Source organism: Pyxidicoccus sp. M6 (assembly GCF_055568925.1).
Genome location: NZ_CM145714.1, coordinates 5,959,361 through 5,980,752 on the forward strand (window position 1 = coordinate 5,959,361; position 21,392 = coordinate 5,980,752).

At 69.3% G+C, this 21,392-nt stretch carries 15 protein-coding genes; 9 read left to right on the top strand and 6 right to left on the bottom strand.

Going from position 1 to position 21,392, the window contains the following annotated elements:
- Positions 1 to 75: 75 nt before the first annotated feature.
- The gene (locus tag ACVTJA_RS23835; protein WP_465839409.1) at positions 76 to 1,311 is read right to left on the bottom strand and encodes a hypothetical protein; all 1,236 of its coding nucleotides are present in this window, start codon (positions 1,309 to 1,311) and stop codon (positions 76 to 78) included.
- Between the two features lie 241 nt (positions 1,312 to 1,552).
- Here ACVTJA_RS23835 and ACVTJA_RS23840 point away from each other — a divergent pair, with 241 nt between their 5' ends.
- Positions 1,553 to 3,178 (top strand): peptide-N4-asparagine amidase, encoded by a 1,626-nt coding sequence (locus tag ACVTJA_RS23840; protein ID WP_465839411.1) that lies wholly within the window; start codon positions 1,553 to 1,555, stop codon positions 3,176 to 3,178.
- A gap of 161 nt (positions 3,179 to 3,339) precedes the next feature.
- Positions 3,340 to 4,041 (top strand): immunity protein Imm33 domain-containing protein, encoded by a 702-nt coding sequence (locus tag ACVTJA_RS23845; RefSeq protein WP_465839412.1) that lies wholly within the window; start codon positions 3,340 to 3,342, stop codon positions 4,039 to 4,041.
- Positions 4,042 to 4,120: 79 nt separating this feature from the next.
- Here ACVTJA_RS23845 and ACVTJA_RS23850 read toward each other — a convergent pair whose 3' ends face one another.
- On the bottom strand, positions 4,121 to 5,866 hold the full coding sequence (locus tag ACVTJA_RS23850) for a ligand-binding sensor domain-containing protein (protein WP_465839413.1): 1,746 nt from the start codon (positions 5,864 to 5,866) through the stop codon (positions 4,121 to 4,123).
- A 75-nt stretch (positions 5,867 to 5,941) separates the two neighbouring features.
- Positions 5,942 to 8,476, bottom strand: coding sequence for a VIT domain-containing protein (locus ACVTJA_RS23855; RefSeq protein ID WP_465839415.1), 2,535 nt, complete (start codon positions 8,474 to 8,476; stop codon positions 5,942 to 5,944).
- Positions 8,477 to 8,735: 259 nt separating this feature from the next.
- Here ACVTJA_RS23855 and ACVTJA_RS23860 point away from each other — a divergent pair, with 259 nt between their 5' ends.
- Together ACVTJA_RS23860 and ACVTJA_RS23865 are read left to right on the top strand one after the other, a co-directional pair.
- Positions 8,736 to 9,476: a peptidoglycan-binding domain-containing protein gene (locus ACVTJA_RS23860; RefSeq protein ID WP_465839417.1), complete on the top strand. Its 741-nt coding sequence runs from the start codon at positions 8,736 to 8,738 to the stop codon at positions 9,474 to 9,476.
- A gap of 186 nt (positions 9,477 to 9,662) precedes the next feature.
- A complete protein-coding gene (locus ACVTJA_RS23865; RefSeq protein ID WP_465839419.1) occupies positions 9,663 to 10,106 on the top strand; it encodes a hypothetical protein in 444 nt (147 codons plus the stop codon).
- A 69-nt stretch (positions 10,107 to 10,175) separates the two neighbouring features.
- Here the strand turns inward: ACVTJA_RS23865 and ACVTJA_RS23870 are convergent, their stop codons facing one another.
- On the bottom strand, positions 10,176 to 11,510 hold the full coding sequence (locus ACVTJA_RS23870) for a glycosyltransferase (RefSeq protein WP_465839421.1): 1,335 nt from the start codon (positions 11,508 to 11,510) through the stop codon (positions 10,176 to 10,178).
- Between the two features lie 1,048 nt (positions 11,511 to 12,558).
- Here ACVTJA_RS23870 and ACVTJA_RS23875 point away from each other — a divergent pair.
- On the top strand, positions 12,559 to 14,091 hold the full coding sequence (locus ACVTJA_RS23875; protein WP_465839422.1) for a hypothetical protein: 1,533 nt from the start codon (positions 12,559 to 12,561) through the stop codon (positions 14,089 to 14,091).
- On the opposite strand, the gene ACVTJA_RS23880 is transcribed toward ACVTJA_RS23875, so the two are convergent.
- Positions 14,069 to 17,311 (bottom strand): ELWxxDGT repeat protein, encoded by a 3,243-nt coding sequence (locus ACVTJA_RS23880; RefSeq protein ID WP_465839424.1) that lies wholly within the window; start codon positions 17,309 to 17,311, stop codon positions 14,069 to 14,071. The two genes, ACVTJA_RS23875 and ACVTJA_RS23880, sit on opposite strands and share 23 nt — an antisense overlap.
- A 93-nt stretch (positions 17,312 to 17,404) precedes the next feature.
- The gene (locus tag ACVTJA_RS23885) at positions 17,405 to 18,094 is read right to left on the bottom strand and encodes a phosphoribosyltransferase (protein WP_465839425.1); all 690 of its coding nucleotides are present in this window, start codon (positions 18,092 to 18,094) and stop codon (positions 17,405 to 17,407) included.
- Between the two features lie 96 nt (positions 18,095 to 18,190).
- Between ACVTJA_RS23885 and ACVTJA_RS23890 the strand changes: the two genes are divergently transcribed.
- From ACVTJA_RS23890 to ACVTJA_RS23905, 4 genes are all read left to right on the top strand, one after another.
- Positions 18,191 to 18,610: an archease gene (locus ACVTJA_RS23890; protein ID WP_465839427.1), complete on the top strand. Its 420-nt coding sequence runs from the start codon at positions 18,191 to 18,193 to the stop codon at positions 18,608 to 18,610.
- Positions 18,611 to 18,647: 37 nt separating this feature from the next.
- Positions 18,648 to 20,105 (top strand): RtcB family protein, encoded by a 1,458-nt coding sequence (locus ACVTJA_RS23895; protein WP_465839428.1) that lies wholly within the window; start codon positions 18,648 to 18,650, stop codon positions 20,103 to 20,105.
- An 89-nt stretch (positions 20,106 to 20,194) separates the two neighbouring features.
- The gene (locus ACVTJA_RS23900; protein WP_465839430.1) at positions 20,195 to 20,563 is read left to right on the top strand and encodes a VOC family protein; all 369 of its coding nucleotides are present in this window, start codon (positions 20,195 to 20,197) and stop codon (positions 20,561 to 20,563) included.
- A 90-nt stretch (positions 20,564 to 20,653) separates the two neighbouring features.
- A complete protein-coding gene (locus tag ACVTJA_RS23905; RefSeq protein WP_465839432.1) occupies positions 20,654 to 21,391 on the top strand; it encodes a hypothetical protein in 738 nt (245 codons plus the stop codon).
- Position 21,392 lies beyond the last annotated feature (1 nt).

Here is a 21,392-nt window from a genome sequence, read left to right on the forward strand (position 1 = left end):
GGCGGGACGGCTCTAACATCGGCCCCGCATGGCTCGCACGCCCATCTCCCGGGCGGCCGGGCGCCTGGTGGCCGCTCAGCCTCCGGTGCGCGCTGGGCCCAAGGGGCGGTCGGAGAGGGTGCCCGGGTCCACCGCGAGCTGCTCGACCTTGAACTCCGGCAGCGCGCGGAACAGCAGCCACTCGCCACCCTGGAGCGGCCCCTTCACGAGCTGCCCGGTGTCGAGGAGCTGCCGGCCGATGGGGCCCGAGGTGTCGCCGAGGGCGTGCTCGAAGCGGAGGTGCTCCATGCGTCCGTCGTCGAGCTTCACCTCGCCTTCAATCCGGACCCGGTCGTCACCGAGGAGGACGCGCGAGGCGCCCTCCACGCGGCCATAGGAGTTGTCCGCGAGGACGAGCTCGAAGGAGTCGTCGCGCAGCAGCGAGGGACAGTCACCGCTGGGCGTGTGCCCCACCACGAGCCGGTGGATGCCGACGCCGGTGAGTCTCTCGATGAGCGCGGGCGAGGGCAGGGTGGGGTGGTTGAGCTCGGTGGCCATGCGCCCGTACACGACGCTGCCGGTGTTGATGCGCCTTCCCGGCGTGGGGGCCTGGTAGGCGATGACGGATTCCCACGCGGGCCGGCCATCCGCGTCGAAGCGCCCCTCCGAGAAGGCGGCGAGCTGCTCGCGGTACCACACGTTGAGGGCCTCGGCCCAGGCGTCCACGTCGTCGATGTGCTTCCGGGAGGGCACCGCGCCGAGGCTGTCCTCGTGCAGGCCGCCGTGGAGGAAGAGCGTGTGGCCGATGCGGTGCGTGAGCTGACAGACCGAGAGGTATTCGCGCAGCGCGCCACCGGGGCCGAGGTCCTCGAGGTAGCTGTCGACGACGTCCTCGTCGGTGACGGCGGCGTTGGAGCGGGCCAGCTCCGCCTTGCGGAACTCGAAGGCGCCGCGGGCGCCCATGGTGTTCTCGAAAATCCACCGGAGGAGCACGGGGCGGGGTGCGCTCCGAATCTCCTCCGGCGTGCGTGCGAGCGGGTGGCCACGCAGCTCTCGCACGAGGCGGAGCTTGTTGATGTCCCGGTTGCCCGCGAGGAGCACGACCTGGGAGGGCTGCCTGCGCCGGGCCTCCAGTAGCGTGCGCACCACGCGCCGCCCGTCGGGCCCCCGGTCGATGGCATCTCCACCGAAGACGAACGTCGCTCCCGGGCGCACCACGAGACGGTCCCCGTCGAGGGACACGAGCGGGTTGTCCTGACAGAAGCTGGTGAGCTTCTTCCAGAGACCCTCCACGTCGGTGAGGTAGGCGACGGAGGGGAAGGGCGTCGACATGGGCCTCTTCTAACATTGGCCCCGCACATGCCGGGGAGGAGAACTGCACGGCGGCGGCCTGGAGTGCGAGCTGCCGGCCTCCTGGCGCGCGTCAGGCCCGCGCCATCACCGGCGATGCGCTGAAGGGGCGCGGACCTGTCGCACACGGGCCTTGTGCCAGCATGTTTCAATCGTTGTCCGGAGGCTCCTCCCATTCGACAGGCTGCTAGTCTGCGCGTCCCCCGCAGTCCTGGAGTTGCCTGTGACACGTCTCTCCGCAGTGTTCGCCGCGGCGGGCCTCGCGTTCGGCGCGATGTCCCCCGCGTATGCCGCTGATCCTCCTCCCGAATTCGGCACTGACTGGGATGACCCTCGCACCGCAGCCCCCGCGGTGGAGAAGCCCACGACGCCCTCGTGCACCGTGAAGATTGTCGACGAGCCATTCGACGACTTCACGCCCTACACCAGCACCTTCACCCCGCCCGCGAACTGCCCCGGGCCGTGGAACAAGATTGTCCTGCGCATGGAGGGCGCGGTGCAGGGCGTGCAGTACGACCGGCTCGGGCACCTGGAGGTAGGTGGGGTCGCCATCTTCAAGACGTCCACGCCGGAGCCCTCGCGCGACGGCATCACCTGGGCGGTGGAGAAGGACGTCACCGAGTACGCGGCGCTGCTGTCGAAGCCCCAGTCGGTGTGGATGCTCATCGGCAACGTGGTCAACGAGACGTACACCGGCGTGCTGAACGTGCAGGTCTACCTGACCTTCTACCAGGCGCAGGGCAGCAACAAGCCCGCCGCGACGGCCAGCGACGTGCTCCCGCTGTCCAACACGCACCGCGAGGGCAGTGCGCTCGTGGGTGAGGTGACGGTGCCGAAGAACACCGAGCGCCTCGTCGCCGAGGTGTACGCGACGGGCTCGGGCGGTGGCTGCGAGGAGTTCTGGTACATCACCGCGCCCACCGTGGTGCCGTACTCGTGCCCCGCGGATGACGGCCCGTATCGCGAGGTGCAGGTTGAAGTGGACGGCCGGGTGGCCGGCATCGCCATGCCCTTCCCGCACGTCTACACGGGTGGCTGGTCCAATCCGTTCCTCTGGTACGTGCTGCCGGCGCCGCGCGCGTTCAACATCCGCCCCATCCGCTATGACCTCACGCCGTTCGTCGGCCTGGTGACCGACGGCCAGCCGCATCAAATCAAGGTATCGGTGCTCGGTGTTCCCGAGGGCCGCCCCGGCTGGGACTTGCCGACGAACGTGTTCGTCTGGCGTGCCTCGACCAGCGCGCGCGTTCAGGGCGGGCTGCTGTCGCACGAGGTCGGCCCGGTGACGAATGACTCGACGCACTCGCTGGTGGACGGCTGGAACCAGGTGGACACGCAGGGCGGTCATCACCTGCGCGTCTCCGGCTGGGCGCTGACCCCGAAGGGCCGGGTGGTGACGACCGTGGAGCAGACGGTGTCCAACTCGAGCATGCACCGCTGGCTGAGCGACCAGGAGAACCCGGATGAGCTCACCGCGACGTGGACCGACTCCAGCAGCACCCTCGCCGTCGTCGGCAGTGGCTACCCGACGGTGAGCCGCAACGAGAAGCGCTTCGTGCTCGATGGGCATATCGACGTCACGCCCGAGAATCGGCTCACCACGGTCATCACCGTGAATGACTCGGAAGACGCGCGCACCACCACGGGGCCGTACTCGGCGACGCGGAAGTCGCTGAGCGACGTCTTCACCGGCGAGGCCGCCTACAACCTGGGCGTGCCGCGCGCGCAGCGCAACGCGCAGGGCGTGTCCACCCAGCACTACAAGCTGAACGAGAACGGCGCCTGCTACGAGCGCAGCATCTCCACGAAGAACGGCACCGTCACCTCGGACGTGCAGGGCTGCCACTGAGCCCATGAGGCTGTCGCCCGGTGTCTCCGTCGGGGATACCGGGTGACCACCGCGTTTGAATTGACGCACCATTGCATAGGCAACTCATTTCCTATTGCAATGCTCGCTTCCAGTGATTCCAAGGCTGTACCATGCGTCCTCTCGCGGAGAGGAGAAGACGAATGGGCCAGCGGACCTTTCGCACCTCGAAGTGCAGTCGCCACGGGCATCCGGAGTTCACAATAATCTTCAGCGGGCAAGTGCCCGAGCCGCTCAAGCTGGAACAGATGCTGTTGGAGTACTTCGAGGATGGCGTTGCGCAGGGGACGAAATTCCTTCCAGGCCAGCACGTGCAGGTCGGATGGGCAGTCCTCCGGCTGATGAAGCGCCCGGACGGCACCATCGGAGTCCTGGCGATGGATGCCCAGAACGAGTCGGGATGGGTCGAATCGGTCGACAAGGCTCTCATGGAGACGTGGTTCCAGAAAGAGGTGGTTGCGAGTCTGGGCCTCGAGGAGCTCCCCGACTTCCCGCACCAGATGCAGAACGCCATGGTGTGCACGAAGCTTCTCGAAGGCCCCGAATTCCTCCTCACGCGCAGCGAGCCGCAGGCAACCAGGGATTCGGGTTGGTTCCTGGGCTGCTTCGAGAGGGAGCATGACCACGAGGCTGACGAGAACGTCGGGCCCGCCCAGCTCGCGAGCGTCACTGCCCGCATGCCGTTCATCACCCAGTTCCTGGCGCTTCCACCAGGAGTCATCGTTCATCTCTACGGCTCTGAACGACTGCGTGCCACGATCCTGCTCGACGGTAAGGAGCTCATTCCGGTTTCGGGCTCCTATCTGGCCGCGTGGAACTCCTTGAAGAAGGGCCCGTTCGGCTGAATGAAGGATGGGCAGTGGCGGAACCCGGCGGCGAGCTTCGCGAGAGGGTTGGTCGCTCGCGGCCGGCGCGCGGACCGGGTCAGTCCAACCGGGACAGTGACAGTCCCCCTTCGGTGCCGAAGAGGGCGGAGTCGCCTTCCACGAGGATGGCGTAGACGCGCGGATCCGCGAGCCTCGGAAGGGGGCGCACCGTCCCGCTCGCGGCGTCGAAGCGCGCGGCCCCGAGCAGCGTGCCGATGAGCGCACCGCCCGGCACGAGCGCCGCAGAGACGATGGCGCGCGAAGGCAGGCCTTCCGCCTCCCGCACGCGCGCCCACCGAGCGCCATCGAAGTAGCTGAAACCATCCTGGCAGGTGCCGGCGATGACGCGGCCCTCGGCGTCGGCGGAGAGTGTCGTCACCCAGTTGTCCGTCAGGTCTCGCCCGTCGTGGAAGCGTTGCCATCGCGAGCCGTCCCAACGCACGAGCCCCCGGTCCTCGCTGGCCACCCAGAGGAAGCGGCCGGCTCCATCCGCCACGGAGGCATGCTCGCTCCAGCCCTCGGGCACCGACAGTCGCTCCACCAGTGAGAGGGATTGTCCACCCGTCGCGACGGTGGAGACTCCGCGTCCGTCGACCAGGGCGATGCCCTTGTCCACTCGCACCGCGGCGAGCACAGAGAGCTTGCCGAGCGCCACCGGGTTGCGCCCGCCGAAGGCCACCTGCGTCCAGACCTTCCCGTCGTACAGGCCCAGTCCATACGTCGTGGCCACATAGAGGTGCTCCCCGTCACTGGCGACGCCGAGCACCATGTTGCTGGGGAGCGCGGGCCTGCGGAACGTCTGCCACTTGCCGTCGTCCCGCTGCCAGCACACGCCCCGGTCGAAGGTCCCCACCACGAGCCGGCCCCGGTGCCGCGCCAGCGCGGTGATGTGATTGCCGCAGAGCTGTCCCGTTGGGGTAACGCGGCGCCAGCCCTTCTCCGCGCGCAGGTACACCCCCGAGTCGCGGGTCCCCACCCACGTCGTTCCCACGCTCGAACGGTCCATCGTCGTGCCAGGTGATGATCGGGTCGCTGCTGTGTCTTTCAGCGGCGTCGAGCCTGCTGACAGACGGCTCATCGACGTGGCCCCGAGAGGTAGCTCCCACGGCAGTCCGGAGGAACCTTCGGGAAGGTCTCTGTTCCACGTCCTCGCTTCGCCCTGAGAACCGAGGATGGACACGGTGCTGTCGCCAGTGCGCACATACTCCAGCGGGCCCACGGGTACGTCTCCAGCGACAGACAGCTTTCCTCCCGCGTCGATGAAGAACGCGCCCTCGCTGGTCCCCACCTTCAATCCGCGCGACTCCTCCGAGAGGAACCGCACCGGCCCGGGGACGGGCCACATCCGCTCCGTGCCGAGCTCCAGCACGCGTCCGTCCGCCGTGCCCGCGAAGCGCGTGGATAGCGCCGTGTACGTGGAATCTGCGGGCAGCTTCGTCGCGAGCTGGCCGAGCCTCGCTTCGTACTCCGCGCCGCTCACCCCATCCGCCGAGGGCAGCGCGTGCCAGCGCACGTCCAGCACCGGCCGCACCTGGAAGCGCGTATCCAGCGATACCAGCCCTTCATCTGTCGCGGCGAAGAGCTGGTCCCCCGTCCGCTCCAGCGCTCGGCAGAAGTGGCTCGGTAGCCCATCCTCGACGGTGAGGACCCGGACGGACGCACCGGCGGGGGAGAACACCTCCAGTCCCCCTTCGGTGCAGGCAACGACATGACCCGCGAAGGCTTCCAGGTCATGCACCGTCTCGGTGTTCGTGACGGTGGCGGCGAGGGCCGCGGCGGTGACGACGGAGAGCGCGATGGACATGCCTTCCCCCATTGCGAACCGTGGGCCACCGCCTGTGTCTCCCTCCGGCCACAGTGCGCCGGAGGGAGCAGGGGACTACCGCACCTGCAGCACCCAGGTGTTCACCCGCACCTTCTCGCGGCGCTCGAAGCGGTTGCCGGCGTTGTCCCGGGCCACGAAGACCAGCTCGTACTCCCCGGGCGCGGCGTCCTCCGGCACCGTCAGCTCACCCGTGAAGCGCAGGCCGTCCTTCGTCTCCAGCAGGTGCTGCTGCTCGCCGAACAGCTCGCTGTACACGCTGACCTCCTTCGTGGCCTCCACCGCGTCCACGTCCAGCTTCAGCGTGCCTCCGGCCGCCAGCTCCGCCGAGGAGAGCGTCACGTCGAACTCGTTCCCCTTCGAGTCCAGCCGATAGCGCACCTCGCGGCGCAGCACCCGCCCATCCGGCAGCTCCGCGGCGATGATGACCTCGTAGTACCCGTCCTTCACCGACAGCGGCACCAGGAACCGGCCTCGCCACGCGCCCGTCACCGTGTCGTAGGTGAGCGGCTTCACCAGGCCGAAGGGGAAGTATGCCGTCACCCTCCGCGCCTCCTTCGGGGCCCGCACGCTGATGATGGGGTCTCCCGGCGGAATCTCCTCGCGGCTCAGCTCACCGAAGACGCCCGCGTAGGACGTGCCCTCGGGCAGGTGCACCGGCACCATCTCCTTCACCGACTCGCCGCCCGGCTCCGTGCGCGCCACCTGCTCCACCGCGACGAAGGACGTGTACTTGCTCATCAGCCCGTACTGGAGCGCCGTGGAGGTGATGCCCTCCACCACCTCGGGCGTCTCGCCGCGGTAGCCCTGGACCGTGAGCTCTTCAATCCGCTGCCGGGCCCACAGGCTCCGCAGGGCGGAGTTCTCGGGAGCGGACTCGGGGAAGTGCACCGGCACCTCGAAGCGGCGCTCCACGCCGCGCACTCGGCCGGTGATGCGCAGCACGCTGTCGCCCGTGCCGTGGAACCGGCCCACCATGAACAGCGGCTGACCGGCGAACAAGTCGGGCAGCACCTTCGGGTACACGGAGCTCACGGGCAGCCCGTCCAGCTCCGCGCGCAGTGACGTGAGCACCGGGCCGCGGATGCGCGTCTCGAACTCGCGGGCCACCTCGTCCTCGGGACGCTGCAGGTTGACGAAGGTGGAGCTGCCCCGGCCCACCTCGGCCATCTTCGCGACGAGGTAGCGGTTGACGCCCTCGCCGACGCCGGCCGTGAAGATGCGCGTCTCCTCGCCCAGGTGCTCCTGGATGGTGCTGAGCACGTAGTCGTCGCCGCCGATGAGGCCGTCCGTCATGAAGAGCACCATGCGCAGCCGGGCCGGGTCATTGGGAGGAATGATGGCCTCCTGCGTGGCCGCGTTGATGTCCGTGCCGCCACCGCCCCAGAAGTTGGCGACGTAGGGCAGGGCGCGCGTCACGTTGTCCGGCGTCGCGGGCACCGCCTTCTCCGCGAACTTCTTCACCACCGTGTTGAAGTCGAGCACCTGGAAGGAGTCCTCGGGATTCAGGTGGCGAATCACCTCGGCGGCAATCGCCTTGGACTTCTCGATGGGCGCGCCCGCCTGCGAGCCCGAGGTGTCGAGGACGAAGTACACCTCGCGCGGCACCACCTCCTTGTCGGTGGGCTGGAGCTGCGGGTTCAGCAGGACGAGGAAGTAGCCGTGGTCCGCGCCCGGCTCGCGGTGCACGAGGACCGCGGGGCGGATGAGCGCGTCGGCGACGGTGTACTCCAGCGTGAAGTCCTTGTTGGGGATGCGCGCGTCCTGGCCGAGCTGCACGTGGGCGCGGCTGCGGCCCTCGCGCGACACCTCCACGCGGTGCGACGTGGAGCGCAGCGCCTGGATGGGCAGGCCCGAGTCGAGCCGCACGGTGAGCTGGATGTCATGGCCGGCGCGCGTCTCGGGCGGGAGGACGGGCGGGGAGATGCGGCTGGCGTCGGGGACGGTGGTGGTGTCCGGATGCGTGCCCTCGCCCTGGCGGATGGGCAGCGCCTCTCCGCCCATGTAGCGGGGGCCCACCACCATGGGGAAGGTGAAGCGGTACGTGCCGGACTCGTACGGGAGCCGGTCCACGTAGTGGATGCGGACGCGAATCTGCTCGCCCGGGAGGATGTTGGCGACGGACTGGGTGAAGACGTTGGGGCGCTCCTGGTCCAGCAGCGCCGCCGTCTTGCCCTCGGCCTTCGCCTGCTCATAGGTGGCGCGGGCCTGGTCCTTCGTCTGGATGACGCCCTTGATGATGCGCTGACCGATGACGAGCTCCATGCCGTCCACGGCCGCCTTTTCCGGCAGGGGGAAGACGTAGAGCGCCTCGAGCGGCTCGGTGTAGGGGTTCTCGAAGACCTGGGTGACGGTGACGGAGGCGAGGAAGCCGCTCACCTCGGCGTCCACCTCGGTGTGCTTGAGGCTGAAGGTGCGGGGCGCCGTGTCGGGGCAGCCCGTGGCGTCCGCGTGCTGGCGCAGCCGGGCCACCAGCGTGCCCTGGGCAATGGCGCCGGGGCTGAGCGGTGAGGACGGCGTGGGACACGGCGCCTGCGCGGCGGCCGTCAGGGACAGCAGACAGACGGAGAGCGTGGCGAGGAAGACTCGCATGGGACCTGGGCCTCTGTTTTCGGGGTGTGCCCGGGGGATTGCAGGGCCCGGGCCAGCGCGAAACGTGGCGAGTCACCCACGGTTACGAGGCCATCCGGGGCTGGGTCGGCGCTACCCGTGTGCCGCCGGTAACAGGGGCCCGTGGCCGCCGGGCCACACATGCAGCGTCCGCGCGCCGCGATGGCCTCCGTCATAAAGGCTGCCAGCCCACTCCACCCCTACGAGAGAGGAAATCCATCCACCACGAAGAGGAGACCCCATGCGTTCACAGGAAACCCGAGCACAGGCAGCGACAGGCAAACCCACACTCCGGAGGGGCGCGACGGGGCCCGACGTCACCGTCCTCCAGAGACTGCTGGCGAAGGCCGGCTTCAGTCCGGGCCCCATCGACGGAGACTTCGGGCAGGGGACGGAGACCGCGGTGATGGCCTTCCAGCGTGCCCGCGGGCTGAAGGCCGATGGCATCGTCGGCACCGACACCTGGGCGGCGCTGAGGACCCCAGCCCCCATCCCCACTCCTGTGAGAGGGCTGCGCGCGAAGCTCGTCGCGGAGGCCGAGTGGGCCATCGAGCACGAGAGCTCCATCCACTACGAGCATCTTCGCCCCATCGACGGGCTCAACGAGCGTCGCAAGCTGCCGCTCAACACGGATTGCTCCGGGTTCGTCACGCTCTGCTACAAATGGGCGGGCGCCTCGGACCCCAACGGCCTCGGCTTCAGCGGCCAGGGGAGCACCGATACCCTGTTGAGCCACCTGACCCCCACCTCCCAGTCCACGGCCCGGCCGGGAGACATGGTCCTCTGGGCGTTTGGCCGGGATGGCCAGCACGTGGCCATGGTGCTCGAGTCGGGCGCTGACCCGCTGCTCGCGTCTCACGGCATGGAGGCCGGTCCCTACAAGGTCCGGTTCTCGGTCTCCAACAGCAGCCATTCGGGCACGGAGGTGCACTGGCTGAGGCTGCCGTCGGTGGACCAGTACGGGCGCGGCGGCCCCGCGTAGGTCACTCCCTCCATACCGGCACTCTCTCTAGGAAAGGAACAAGCCCCAACGAGCCGGGGCTCGGGCAGCGGGCGTGACGCAAGCGTGCGGTCCCATGACGGCGTGTCTGGCTTCGACAACGAGCGCCCATTCACCCTCTCGCCCATCGAACCGATGGCGGGCAATCCAAGAACAGGAGACACGAAGATGAACACGCAGCAATTCGACGAAGATACCTGGGCAGAAGTGCGCGACGAGCTGAACCAGCGTTTCCCGGAGCTGGGCCTTTCCACCCTGGAATCCGGTGTCGACCCCGAGGAAGCCGCCGCACCGCGCTCCGCGAAGGGGAGACTCACCGTCCGCAAATTCATCTGGGGCTTCCGCATCGAGGTCAGCAGCAAGGACCTGAGCAGCTTCCTGAAAGTGGCCAAACCGGCCAATGCCATTGTCGCCGCAATCGGGCCTGAGACCGGCCCCGCGGCGCCATTCATCTTGGCGGCCGCTGGTTTCATGGCAGGCGCACTGAAGTTGCTGGAGAAAAAGGACCACGGCCATGGCGTGTACATCTCGATGACCTGGGTCACGCCCGGCGTGTTTGTTCCCACCTCCGTCCCCGCGAAGAAACGTGAACTCGTGCCGCCCGTTGAATGAGTCGCGGAAGTCGTCTCCTCGACGATACGCTCTCGACGATGGACTGCCTCGTTCGAGGCAGTCCTGAACTCATCTTTCGGTCTGTAGCAGCCTCTTGGGAGGGCGCGTGGAGAGCACTGGCTCGCGCGTGCGGGCCAGTTGCTCCAGCAGCACGGCAGCCTCGGTGGGAGCGTCGTGCGCGGCAATCTCCGCCTGGAGCCGCTGCGCCTGCTGACGGAAGCTCCGCGTCGCGAGCACGGTGCGGACGGCATCCCGTACCTGCTCGGGCGTGGGCGTCTTCGTCTTCAGATTCAGGCCCACCCCCGCCCAGGCCACGCGGTTGGCAATCTCCGGCTTCTCCTCCGAGGTGCCCGCGCACACCAGCGGCACACCCTGCGCCAGGGCGCACTGGACGCCGCCGTACCCGCCGTTGGTCACCATCACCGAGACGTGCGGCATCAGGTGCGCGTAGGGGATGAAGCGCTCCACGCGGACGTTGGCGGGGAAGGGGCCCTTGCCGAGCCACTCCACCGGCTGGCCTCCCGTGGCCGCCACCACCCACACGTCTTCATCCGCGAGCGCCTTCAGCGTGGCGAGGATGAGGTGCGGCTCCTCCGTCGCCAGCGTCCCCTGCGTGACGTGGACCACGGGACGGCGTGACTCCATCACCTCGCTCCACCATGCGGGCGGCTTCCAGTCCGCGGGGGCTTCGGGGAGGAACGGGCCGATGAAGTGGACCTGCGGCGGCAGGTCGGTGCGCGGATATTCGAACGACGGCACCGAGCCCTGGAGGTACAGGAAGGGCGACACGGGTACGTCGAAGATGGGCTTGCGCGTGGGAGGCAAGCCGAGCCCGGCGCGCATCCGCTGCAGGTGCGCATTCACGTCCCGGAACACGATGTTGTTCACACCCCATGCGAGCGCGCGGTTTCGCAGCCGGCCTGGCGTCGAGCTCGAGGGCATCAACCCCAGGCCGAAGGGCGCCGTGTCCACGCTGGCCACCGTCATCGCGGTGATGCCGAAGGCGGCCCAGGGGAGTCCCCGCCGCTCCTGCAAGAGCGACGCGCCGACGAAGCCGGTGTCGCAGACGAGGACGTCCGCGGGGAAGTCCCGCAGATCCGCCTCCAGGTCCGCCACCTGGCCGGGCGCCGAGTCGATGAAGAAGCGCGTGAGGTCGAACTTGAGCTTCGCGAAGTCGCTCAGCTTCGCGCGCTCGGGGAAGACCTCGCCCACGGTGGAGTCGTGGAAGTCCTTCGCGGCGCGCATGGGCACGTAGCGCGCGCCGGTGGCTTCCACCTTGGGACGGAAGAGGCTGCCCGTGTACCAGCGCACCTCGTGCCCGCGCTCGACGAGCCGGCGGGCGATGGGGGCACCGGGGTTGAAGTGACCCGAGAGGGGAATGGTGGCGAGGAGGAAGCGTGCCATGCGCGGAACGGTACTCCTGGCAGCGAGGCGCTGCTCTGCATGGCATACGAATCCAGGCGCGCGATCCGGTCGCCAGACTCGGTTCATGCTGGTGACATCAAGCCCCCCAAATGCCCTGCTCCCCAGCGGTAGACTGAATGCCGGATGCGGTAGTCGCCCATGCTTTCCTGAGGGAAGGAGTCCGTGTGCAACGACAGGTGCGAGGGGCGCTGACGAGTCTGCTGATGGGATTCGGTATGCTTGGAGCCATTCAACCGCCCCCTGCACATGCGGAGCCTCCTCTGACGAAGGCGCCCGGGTGCGTCAAGCGTCGATGGCCCGCGACCGTCACCTGCGGAAGCACGGCGTGCTTCGATTCGAGCTGTGGCGAAGGCAAGTGTCCCTACTGCTTCATCGAGGGCATGGAGAACCTCGCCATCAAGGGATGGGCAGTCTACACGTGCCTGAGCGGCGACAGCGTGACGGGCAAGGCGCTGCCCTTCAACGCTCGCCTGGGCCCCTTCTGTGGCTGAGGCTTCATGGGAGCAGGAGGCTGCCGTGGTGGCCGAGGCGCTCAACCTGCTGACCGTACTGGCTGCACCTCGTCTCTACTCGAGGTGGTGCAAGCAAGCCCCGCCCGCGGAACTGCGTGCAGCGCTCCAGTCCCGCATGACGGCGCTCGTGGCTTTCTGCGTGAAGGCGTGGGGGAGTCCGGATGCGGAGCGCTTCCGGGCCGCAGTCCCCAAGGTGCAGACGCTCGTCGAATCCCTGGAAGGTGCTCCCACTGGAAGTCTCTCGGAAGCTGGATGGACCGCCCAGGCCCGCGAGTGTTTGGACGTGCTCGGTATCCCAGCGCCGCCAGAAGGATGGGAAGCCTTCGAGGGGTGGAGTTCTGGTGGTGAGTGAACTCCATGTCGGTGCGTCCGGTGTCCTGGAGTTTGAAGGTGGGGGTCAAGGGCTGGAAGGAGGCCCATACCTTCGGAGGGGGCATGGGGATGGTGTCACGCACTCCGCCATTGAATAGGGGAGCGGGCATCGGTACATGCTGCCGCCGCGAACAGGAGGCAGCATGACGACCGGTACCGGCAGCGACAGCGGCATCCAGTTCCCTTCCACCTCGGACGGGCGGCGCAGCACCAGCGACACGGCGCGCTCCGTCTTCGAGGCCGCCTTCGACGCCATCGGCGCTGATGCCTCGCGAGAGCTGCGCGCGGAGAAGCGCTGGCGCGAGCGCTATCCGCACTACGTCCGGCTGCTGGTGGAGCGCTCGCTGGAGACTCCCGAGAACGCCCTCGCCGTCGCCCGCGCCGGCCTGGACGCGACGCGGAGCTCCTTCCAGTTCTGGCGCGACGGCCAGCCCCTCACCCTCGACACGGCGATGGCCGCTCCGGCGAAGGAGGGCTTCCGCACCACCACGCTCGAAGGGCGCGGACATTCTTCGTCCGCCGTGACGTGGGAGGTGCCATACCGGGGGCAGACGCTCTCCGGCGACGCGCTGCTGCGCCAGCTCGACGCGTGGGAGCGCGCGGGCGTGATGGAGCCCTCGCACGCCGAGGCACTCCGGCTGGTGCAGCGCAACCCGTCGTGGCTGGACCTGTCGGACCGGACGCTGGTGCTGCTCGGCGCGGCGTCGGAGGCGGGGCCCTTCCCTTGGCTCATGCGCTGGCGGGCCAACGTGGCGGCGGTGGACCTCCAGCGTCCTCGCGTGTGGCAGCGCCTCGTCGACCTCGCGTCCACGGGCAATGGCCGGCTCCTCGCGCCGGTGGCCTCGCACGCGCCGGTGGGGGAGGGCGCCGAGCACCTGCGCATGCACGCGGGCGCGGACCTGCTCACCCAGACGCCGGAAATCGTCGCCTGGCTGAAGTCGCTGCCGGGAGACCTGGACGTCGCGTCGCTCGCGTACCTCGACGGCGAGCGGCACGTGCGCGTGACGGTGGCGATGGACGCCATCGTCACCGCGCTCTCCGAGGCGCGCTACGGCACGTCGCTCGCGTACATGGCGACGCCGACGGACGTGTTCGCCGTGCCCGAGGACGTCACGCGCGCGGCGGCGGCCCGGTATGACGGGCGCGCGATGCTCGGGCGCGCGGCCCAGGCCACGCTGCGCGGGGTGAGCGGGGGCTCGCTGTATCAGCCGAACGCCAGCCGCATCGTCGAGAGCAGCAACGGCCAGCGCTACGGCACCGTGGACTGCCTCATCCTCCAGCAGGGCCCCAACTACGCGCTGGCCAAGCGGCTGCAGCAGTGGCGCGCCATCTCCGCCCGCGCGGCGGGACAGCGCGTGTCCATCAACGTCGCGCCGTCCACCGCGACGCACTCGGTGGTGAAGAACCCGCTGCTGGCCGCGGGCTTCCGGGGCGCCCGCAGCTTCGGCGTCGAAATCTTCGAGCCCGTCACCACCAACGCGCTGATGGCGGCGCTCTGGGTGCACGACCTTCGCAACCCCGAGGCGCTCGCCAACCCGCGGGTGCCGCTACGCCACCCGCTGGAGCTCATCATGCAGGGCGCCAACCACGGCGGCATGTGGCGCCTGCCCTACGTGCCGCGCTCGGTGCTGCCGCTCGCGGCGCTCGCCGGCTTCACGCGGCGCTCGATGTACTGACGGCGCGGCGGCGCCCCCGCCACAGCCACCACCCGAGCCCCGCGAGCCACACCCAGCCGCCGGTGCCCTGCGTCGCGCCGCAGCCACAGCCCGACTTCGACTCCGACTCGGGCGTTGGCGTCACCTTCACGTTGAAGGCGCAGGAAGACTCATTGCCCGCCACGTCCCGCGCGGTGACCTGCACCCGCGTCTCACCGCGGAACAGGCTTCCCGGCCTGCGGCTGTACGTGAGCGTCGGCCTGGCGGTGACGGCGTCGGACGCAGTGGCGGCGAAGTCCACGTTGGCGCCCGTGCCCTCCTCGTCCTCCGCCTTCACCTCGATGTCCGCCGGGCACTGGAGCTGGGGCGCGGTGGTGTCCTTCACGGTGACGCTGAAGGAGCACGTCGACACCGGGTAGCCCGGGTCCACGGCCTCCGCGGTGACAGTGGTGTCGCCCAGGACGAAGGTGGCCCCCGAGGCGATGCTGTAGCGCACCTGCGTCCCCGCCTGCGCGTCCCCGGCCAGGCGCGCATTGGCATACGGCACAGGGGCTCCCGCGGCACTGGTGGCCTCGACGGTGAGCGAGGGCGGGCAGATGACGGACGAGAGCGGCAGCCGCCACAGCTCGCGACCCGTCGTCCCATCATCCGCGGCGAACAGGTACTGCCCCCGGAAGCGAACGGATGCCTTCAGCGGCTCCTGCCACTGCACGTTGCTGGCGGGCGGAGGGAAGGGCTGCACCAGGCCCAACCGCGTCGTCCCTTCCGGTGTTCCGTCCGTGCGCCACAGCGCGTCCCCGGCATTCGTGCGGGCCTGGAAGTACAGCTGCCCGTCGCGCTCCGCGAAGAAGTAGAGGCCCGCCACCGATGAGGTGCCCTCGTCCGGCAGGCTCAGCACGCGTCGGGTCCCCGCCACCGTTCCATCCGACCGCCACAGTGAGTGGCCGTGGTCCGCCACGAGGTACCGCGCAGCACCAGACTCGGCGATGACGAACTCTGAGGAGACCTCTCCCTCCGCGCCGCGCAGATCCAATTGGCGCGTGCCGGCCTCCGTCCCGTCCGTCTCCCAGAGGCGCGCCTTCGCAGGGCCGAAGGGCGTGAACCACAGCTTCCCGCCCACCACCCGCAGCCCGATGGGATACGCGCTGTCGCTCCCGGGGACCACGTCCCGCACCAGGGCCGTTCCTTCGGGCGTGCCGTCGGTGCGCCACAGCTCCTCACCATGGACGCCATCGTTCGCGGAGAAATAGAGCACGTTGCCCATCATGGCCATCGCCACGCTGTACGAGAGGCCATCCCCGATGCCCGGCCGGATGTCCGTCACCCGCCGCGTGCCCGCCTCGGTGCCGTCGGTGCGCCAAAGCTCCCGCCCGTGATCACCGTCATCCGCCGCGAAGTAGAGCACGTCGCCAGCAACGTAGAAGTCCGCGGGCTCGGATTGCCCCACCGGGTAGATGTCCTTCACCCGCCGGGTACCCGCGGAGGTGCCGTCCGTCCTCCAGAGCTCCAGGCCCGCCTCGTCCTGCGCGTCGAAGTAGAGCACTCCGCCCATGACAGCCCACTTCCGGACGAGGACCCCGAAGGTCGTGGGCGTGTCCTGCACGGGCCCCGTTCCCGCCTCGGTGCCGTCGGTGCGCCACAGGTGTAGGGCGCCACTGTCCTGCTCCACGGGGAAGTAGACGTGATTGCCCAGCCGCGCGAGGCCCGCGTAGTTCCGCGGCAGGTGGAAGTCGCCGAGCCTCCGCGTCCCCTGCGCCGTGCCGTCGCCGTGCCACAGCCGCCGCGGGCCGGTGGCGCCGTCATTCGCGGTGAAGAGCAGCTGGTCTCCGAGCACGGTGAGACCGTCCACGTCCGAGCTGGCCGGCGTCGAGCCGACGTCCTTCAGGAGCATGGTGCCCGCGGCGGTGCCGTCGCTGCGCCACAGCTCGACACCGAGGCCGGGCGACTCTTCCGCGAAGAGCAGGGGCCCCCCGGGCGTGCCGGACAGGGTGGGGCTGTGCTTCCCCGGCAGCGGTCCCTCGTGGACGCGGAATGTGCCCTCGGGCGTGCCATCCGAGCGCCACAAGTCGCGAGTGCCCCCGGTGTTCGCCGTGAAGAACAGCAGCCCGTTGCTCGAGGTGAAGTCGTCGAGCTCCGACCCCGCGGTCCCCGCTCTCACGTCCTTCACCAGCGTCGTCCCGTCTGGCGTTCCATCCGTCCGCCACAGCTCGTCGCCCGTGTCCGCCGTATTGCCGATGAAATAGACGAGGTCCCCCGTGCTGACACTGCCGCGGACTCCACCGGACCCGAGGCCGTACAGATTGACCATTTTGATCAGTCCCGTCCTTTCCATCGTCCCATCGCTCACATAGATCCGGAGAAGGGCCGATTCGGCGTCGACCACGGCGAAGATCAGCCTGTCACGCACGACGTGCATCCAGGCGAAGGACGAGGACGACGTCCCGCCTCCAGGTTTGGACCAGATGATCCACGTGCCCTCGAGGGTGCCATCCGTGCTCCACAACATCCGGTCATGCCCCTCGGTCTCGGCGGTGAAGACGAGCGTGTTACCCACGGCGGTGAGACGCTCGGGCGATGCGTCCGCCGGGCCCGGGTTGATGTCCCTCACCAGCGCGGTCCCGGCGGCGGTGCCATCCGTGCTCCAGAGCTCGCGCCCGTAATGCGGATGGCTCATGCTGAAATAGACACGCCCGCCCACGGCCGTGGCGAGCGGGGCAGGTGAGGAGCCGGTCAGGGTGGCTTCCTTCCGGGCCGTCGTCCCCTCCACACGCCAGAGCTCCACCTCGGAGTCTCCCCGCTGCTCGAACAGCAGGAGCGCATTGCCGAGCACCGCCACCGCACCGGATGGCGCGGTCACACGCTGACCCGCGCCGTCCACCACGGGCACCGTCCCGGCGGCCGTCCCGTCCGAGCGCCACAGCTCCCAGCCCTGCTCCGCGAGGTAGTAGAGCGCGTTGCCCACCGCGTGGCCGCCCAGCCCGGAGGTTGCGGGCGGGCGAGACGGGGACGAACCCACCGACGACACCTTCACGGTGCCGGAGGCCGTGCCATCCGACTTCCACAGCGTGTTGTCCGCGGCGAAATAGCGGGTGTTCCCCACGCGCACGAAGTTCGAGGGCTCGCCGGACAGGGTTCCCGGGGACAGGTCGAGGACAAGGGACACCGCTTCCTCCGCCCGGGCCGGCCGGGTGGAGGTGAAGACACACAGCAACAACAGCAGGGGCGTGAGGGCTCGGCGCATGCTCGCTCCGGGTTGGACTCGGAGCGAAGGCTTTCACAACCGGCCGGACCATTTCCATACATGCAATGGAATTTCGATAAGTCGCGGGCAATCCTAGAGGTGCGCGGGCTCCGTCGGCGCGGAGGGCCACCTGGGCCGGAGGTTGGCGCGGGCCTTCTCCAGCAGCTCCACCACGTCCTCGTCCGGCACCTGGTGGAAGTCCGCGTACCACTGGCTGATGGCATATAGCGAGCGCGCCGGGAGGACACACACCACGTCGTCCACCAGCGGCTGGAGCTCGGCGAGGGTCTGCATCGCGGCCACCGGGACGGCGAGGACGATACGCCCGGGGCGCCGCAGCCGGAGTGACTGGATGGCGGCCCGCATGGTGCCGCCCGTGGCGATTCCGTCGTCGACGAGGAGGATGACCTTCCCCTCGATTCCGGGCGCCGGCGCTCCCCGGCGGAAGCGCGTCACGCGCTCGTTCACTTCGGCGCTCTTGCGGCGGACGGTGGCCCGCACCTCCTCCTCCGTGGCGCCGACCTCCTCCATCAATTCGCGGTTGAGGAAGGCGATGCCGCCCTCGGACACCGCGCCCAGCCCCAGCTCCTGGAAGCCCGGCGCGCCCACCTTCCGCACCACCCAGACGTCCAGGGGAGCGCCCAGCGCGGATGCCACCTCGTAGGCCACGGGTACGCCTCCGCGAGGCAGCCCCAGGACGAGCGTGTCCTCGCCCGTGTACCCATGTTCGAGCAGCAGCTCGGCAAGCCTCCTGCCCGCGTCGACGCGGTCCTCGAAGTTCATGGCTCCCCCTCTCGCCCGGGCCTTCTTGAAGCTAGGTGCGCCCCACGCCGAGCGGCACCACCTTGAAGCCGGATGCCCACTACCGGAGGAGGGGCCGTGGAGCAGGGGACCTACGAGTTCGAGCCACACACCAGCGAGGTCCAGATTCGCGTCGAGGGGACGGACCTCGCGGAGCTCTTCGAGGAGGCGGGGTACGCGCTGGCCGAGGTCATGCTCGGCGAGGAGCCACCGGAGCCACCGCCCAGCATGGAGGATGAGGACGTCACGCTCGACGCGGCGGACACCGAGGCCCTGCTCGTCGACTGGCTCAATGAGCTCATCTCCCGCACGGACATGAGGAAGCGCGTCTACACGCACCTCGTGGTGGATGAGCTCGAGGAGCGGAAGCTGCACGCCCGCATCCGCGGCTTCACGCCCGACGTCCTCAAGACGGCGGTGAAGGCCGCCACCTTCCACGGGGTGGACATCCGCGAGCACGAGGACCGCTTCATCGCCACCGTCGTGCTCGACGTCTGACTCTCTTTATCGGCCCCTGGCCGCATTCGAGGCGCGGATGGAAACCTCTGTCGAAGAACAACGAGCCCTCACGCCAAAGCTCCGCCAGGTGGGCCCCGCGCTCTACGAGCTGGACCGGAGCTTCCGCGAGGACATGCGCGTGCCGGCCCGCATCGTCGCCGACGAGGAATTGCTCCGGCAGATGGCGAGAGACAGGAGCATCGCCCAGCTCGTCAACGTGACGACGCTGCCGGGCATCCAGGGCTTCGCCATCGGCATGCCGGACATGCACGAGGGCTATGGCTTTCCCGTGGGCGGCGTGGCCGGCACGCTGCTGCCGGACGGCGTCATCTCCCCGGGTGGCATCGGCTTCGACATCAACTGCGGCGTGCGGCTGCTGTCCACCGGGCTGCCGCTCGACGAGGTGAAGGACGTCATTCCGGAGCTGGCGCATGACCTCGCGCGGAGCATTCCCACGGGCTTCGGCCGGCACGGCCGGCTGGCGTTGCGCCCGGAGCAGGTGGACCGCGTCCTCACCGAGGGCGTCCCCTACGTGGTGCGCGAGCTGGGCATGGGACTGGAGGAGGACCTGCCGAGCATCGAGTCCGGCGGCCACCTCCCCGGCGCGGAAGCCGCGCGCGTCTCCGTGCGGGCACGCGAGCGGGGGCATGACCAGCTCGGGACGCTCGGCGGCGGCAACCACTTCATCGAGTTGCAGCGCGTGGACCGCGTCCTCGACGTTGAGGCCGCCGAGGCCTTCGGGCTGTTCGAGGGCGAGCTGACGGTGCTCATCCACACCGGCTCGCGGGGCCTGGGGCACCAGGTGTGCACGGATGCCGTGCGGGAGATGGACCGGGCCCTGGCTCGCGAGGGCATCCGGCTGGTGGACCGGCAGCTCGCGTGCGCGCCGTTCTCGTCACCCGAGGGACAGGCCTACTACGCGGCGATGTGCGCGGCGGCCAACTTCGCGTGGTCCAACCGGCAGGTGCTCACGCACCGCGTGCGCGAGGTGTTCGGCCGCAGGCTCGGCGCGGGCGTGCGGCCGCGCATCGTCTACGACGTGGCCCACAACATCGCCAAGGTGGAGACGTACGGAGGCCAGCGCCTGTGCATCCACCGCAAGGGCGCGACGCGGGCCTTCGGTCCGGGCAACCCGGAGCTGCCCGAAGCGTGGCGCGAGGTGGGCCAGCCGGTGTTCATCCCCGGCAGCATGGGCACGTCGTCCTTCGTCATGGCAGGGAGGAGCGAGTCGCAGTCCGTGTCGTTCAGCAGCGCCTGCCACGGCGCGGGCCGGCAGATGAGCCGCGCCGCCGCGAAGCGCGAGGTGGTGGGCGCGGAGCTGCGCAAGTCACTCAATGCGCGGGGCATCGTCGTGGAGTGCCCGTCCAATGCGGAGCTCGCGGAGGAGGCACCCACGGCCTACAAGGACGTGGAGCGCGTGGTGGACGCGGTGGACACCGCGGGGATTGCCAGCAAGGTGGCGCGGCTGGTGCCGCTCGCGGTGCTCAAGGGCTGATGGGCTCCGAGGAGGTGAGGGCAAGAACCTGTAAGACCGCCACGTGCGCGGTGCGTACGGTGCCGCCGTCTCATTCGAACGGAGAGCACATGTACGACCACGTTGGCTTGAAGGTGAAGAACGTCGCGGCGAGCGTGAAGTTCTACGAGGCCGCGCTCGCGCCCCTCGGCATCGTCGTGAGCAATCAGAACGCGGAGGGCGCGGGCTTCGGTCCTCCGGGCGCGCCCGCGCTCTGGCTCAACAAGGCGGACGCGACGGGGCCCGGCGCGCACCTCGCGTTCAGCGCGAAGACGCAGGAGGCGGTGCGGGCCTTCCACGCCGCGGGGCTGAAGGCAGGTGGGAAGGACAACGGCGCGGCGGGCCCGCGTCCGGATTACGGTCCGGACTACTTCGCGGCGTTCCTCATCGACCCGGATGGGAACAACGTGGAAGCGGTCTGCCTGAAGCCGGCCCGCTGAAGCGCGCACGGAGCCGTGGCACCGGGGGTGACGTCGTCCGCGTCACTCCCGCCGTGGTATAGAGCGCGCCTCTTTCCGAGGAAGGTTTCGATGCGCGCCCTGTTCGCCCTGTCTCCCCTGGCCGTTTCCGCGTTGCTCTCCGGTTGTGCTTCCACCGGGTCGAGCAAGGCGCAGGAGGTGCTGCTGAACCGGCCGCCCGCCGTGATGGTGATGAACCGCACGGCGTCACTCACGCCGCGTCCCGCCGGCTGCACGGTGGAGTTCGTGAAGCAGGACCCGGAGGGCGCGTCGCGCACGCGCAAGGTGGCGAAGCTGGTCGTCACCGGCACGGGGCTCGACAGGGCGCAGGCCGAGAAGCTCCTGAGCGACAAGGTCTGCAGCCTGGGTGCGGAGCGCGTCTTCATCGAGTCAGAGGAGTACGGGCGTCCGGGGGAGCGCGACGAGGTCGAGGCGGTGGCCTATGCCTACGACTCGCTGGTGCAGATTGCCCACTCGGGGCTGGTCGCGAACCTCGCGGCCAAGAAGCCCGACTGCCAGCTGGCCTTCCTGCGCACGAAGCAGCCCGAGGCGCGCTACCAGGAAATCGCCGGCCTCCATCTGAAGCTGCCCGTGGTGTTCGACCCCGGCAACAGCGTCTCGCCCCAGGTGCGCGCCATGGAAGAGCTGCGCGCCACGGCCTGCCACCTCGGCGCCGACGCCGTCCTCATCACCCAGGAGAGCTACGAGGTTCCTGGCGTGGGCACCATCGTGTCGGGCACCGCCATCGTGTTCGACGAGAACCTCCGCCGCGAGGAGAAGCCACCCCGTCCGGACACGCAGACGCTGTAGT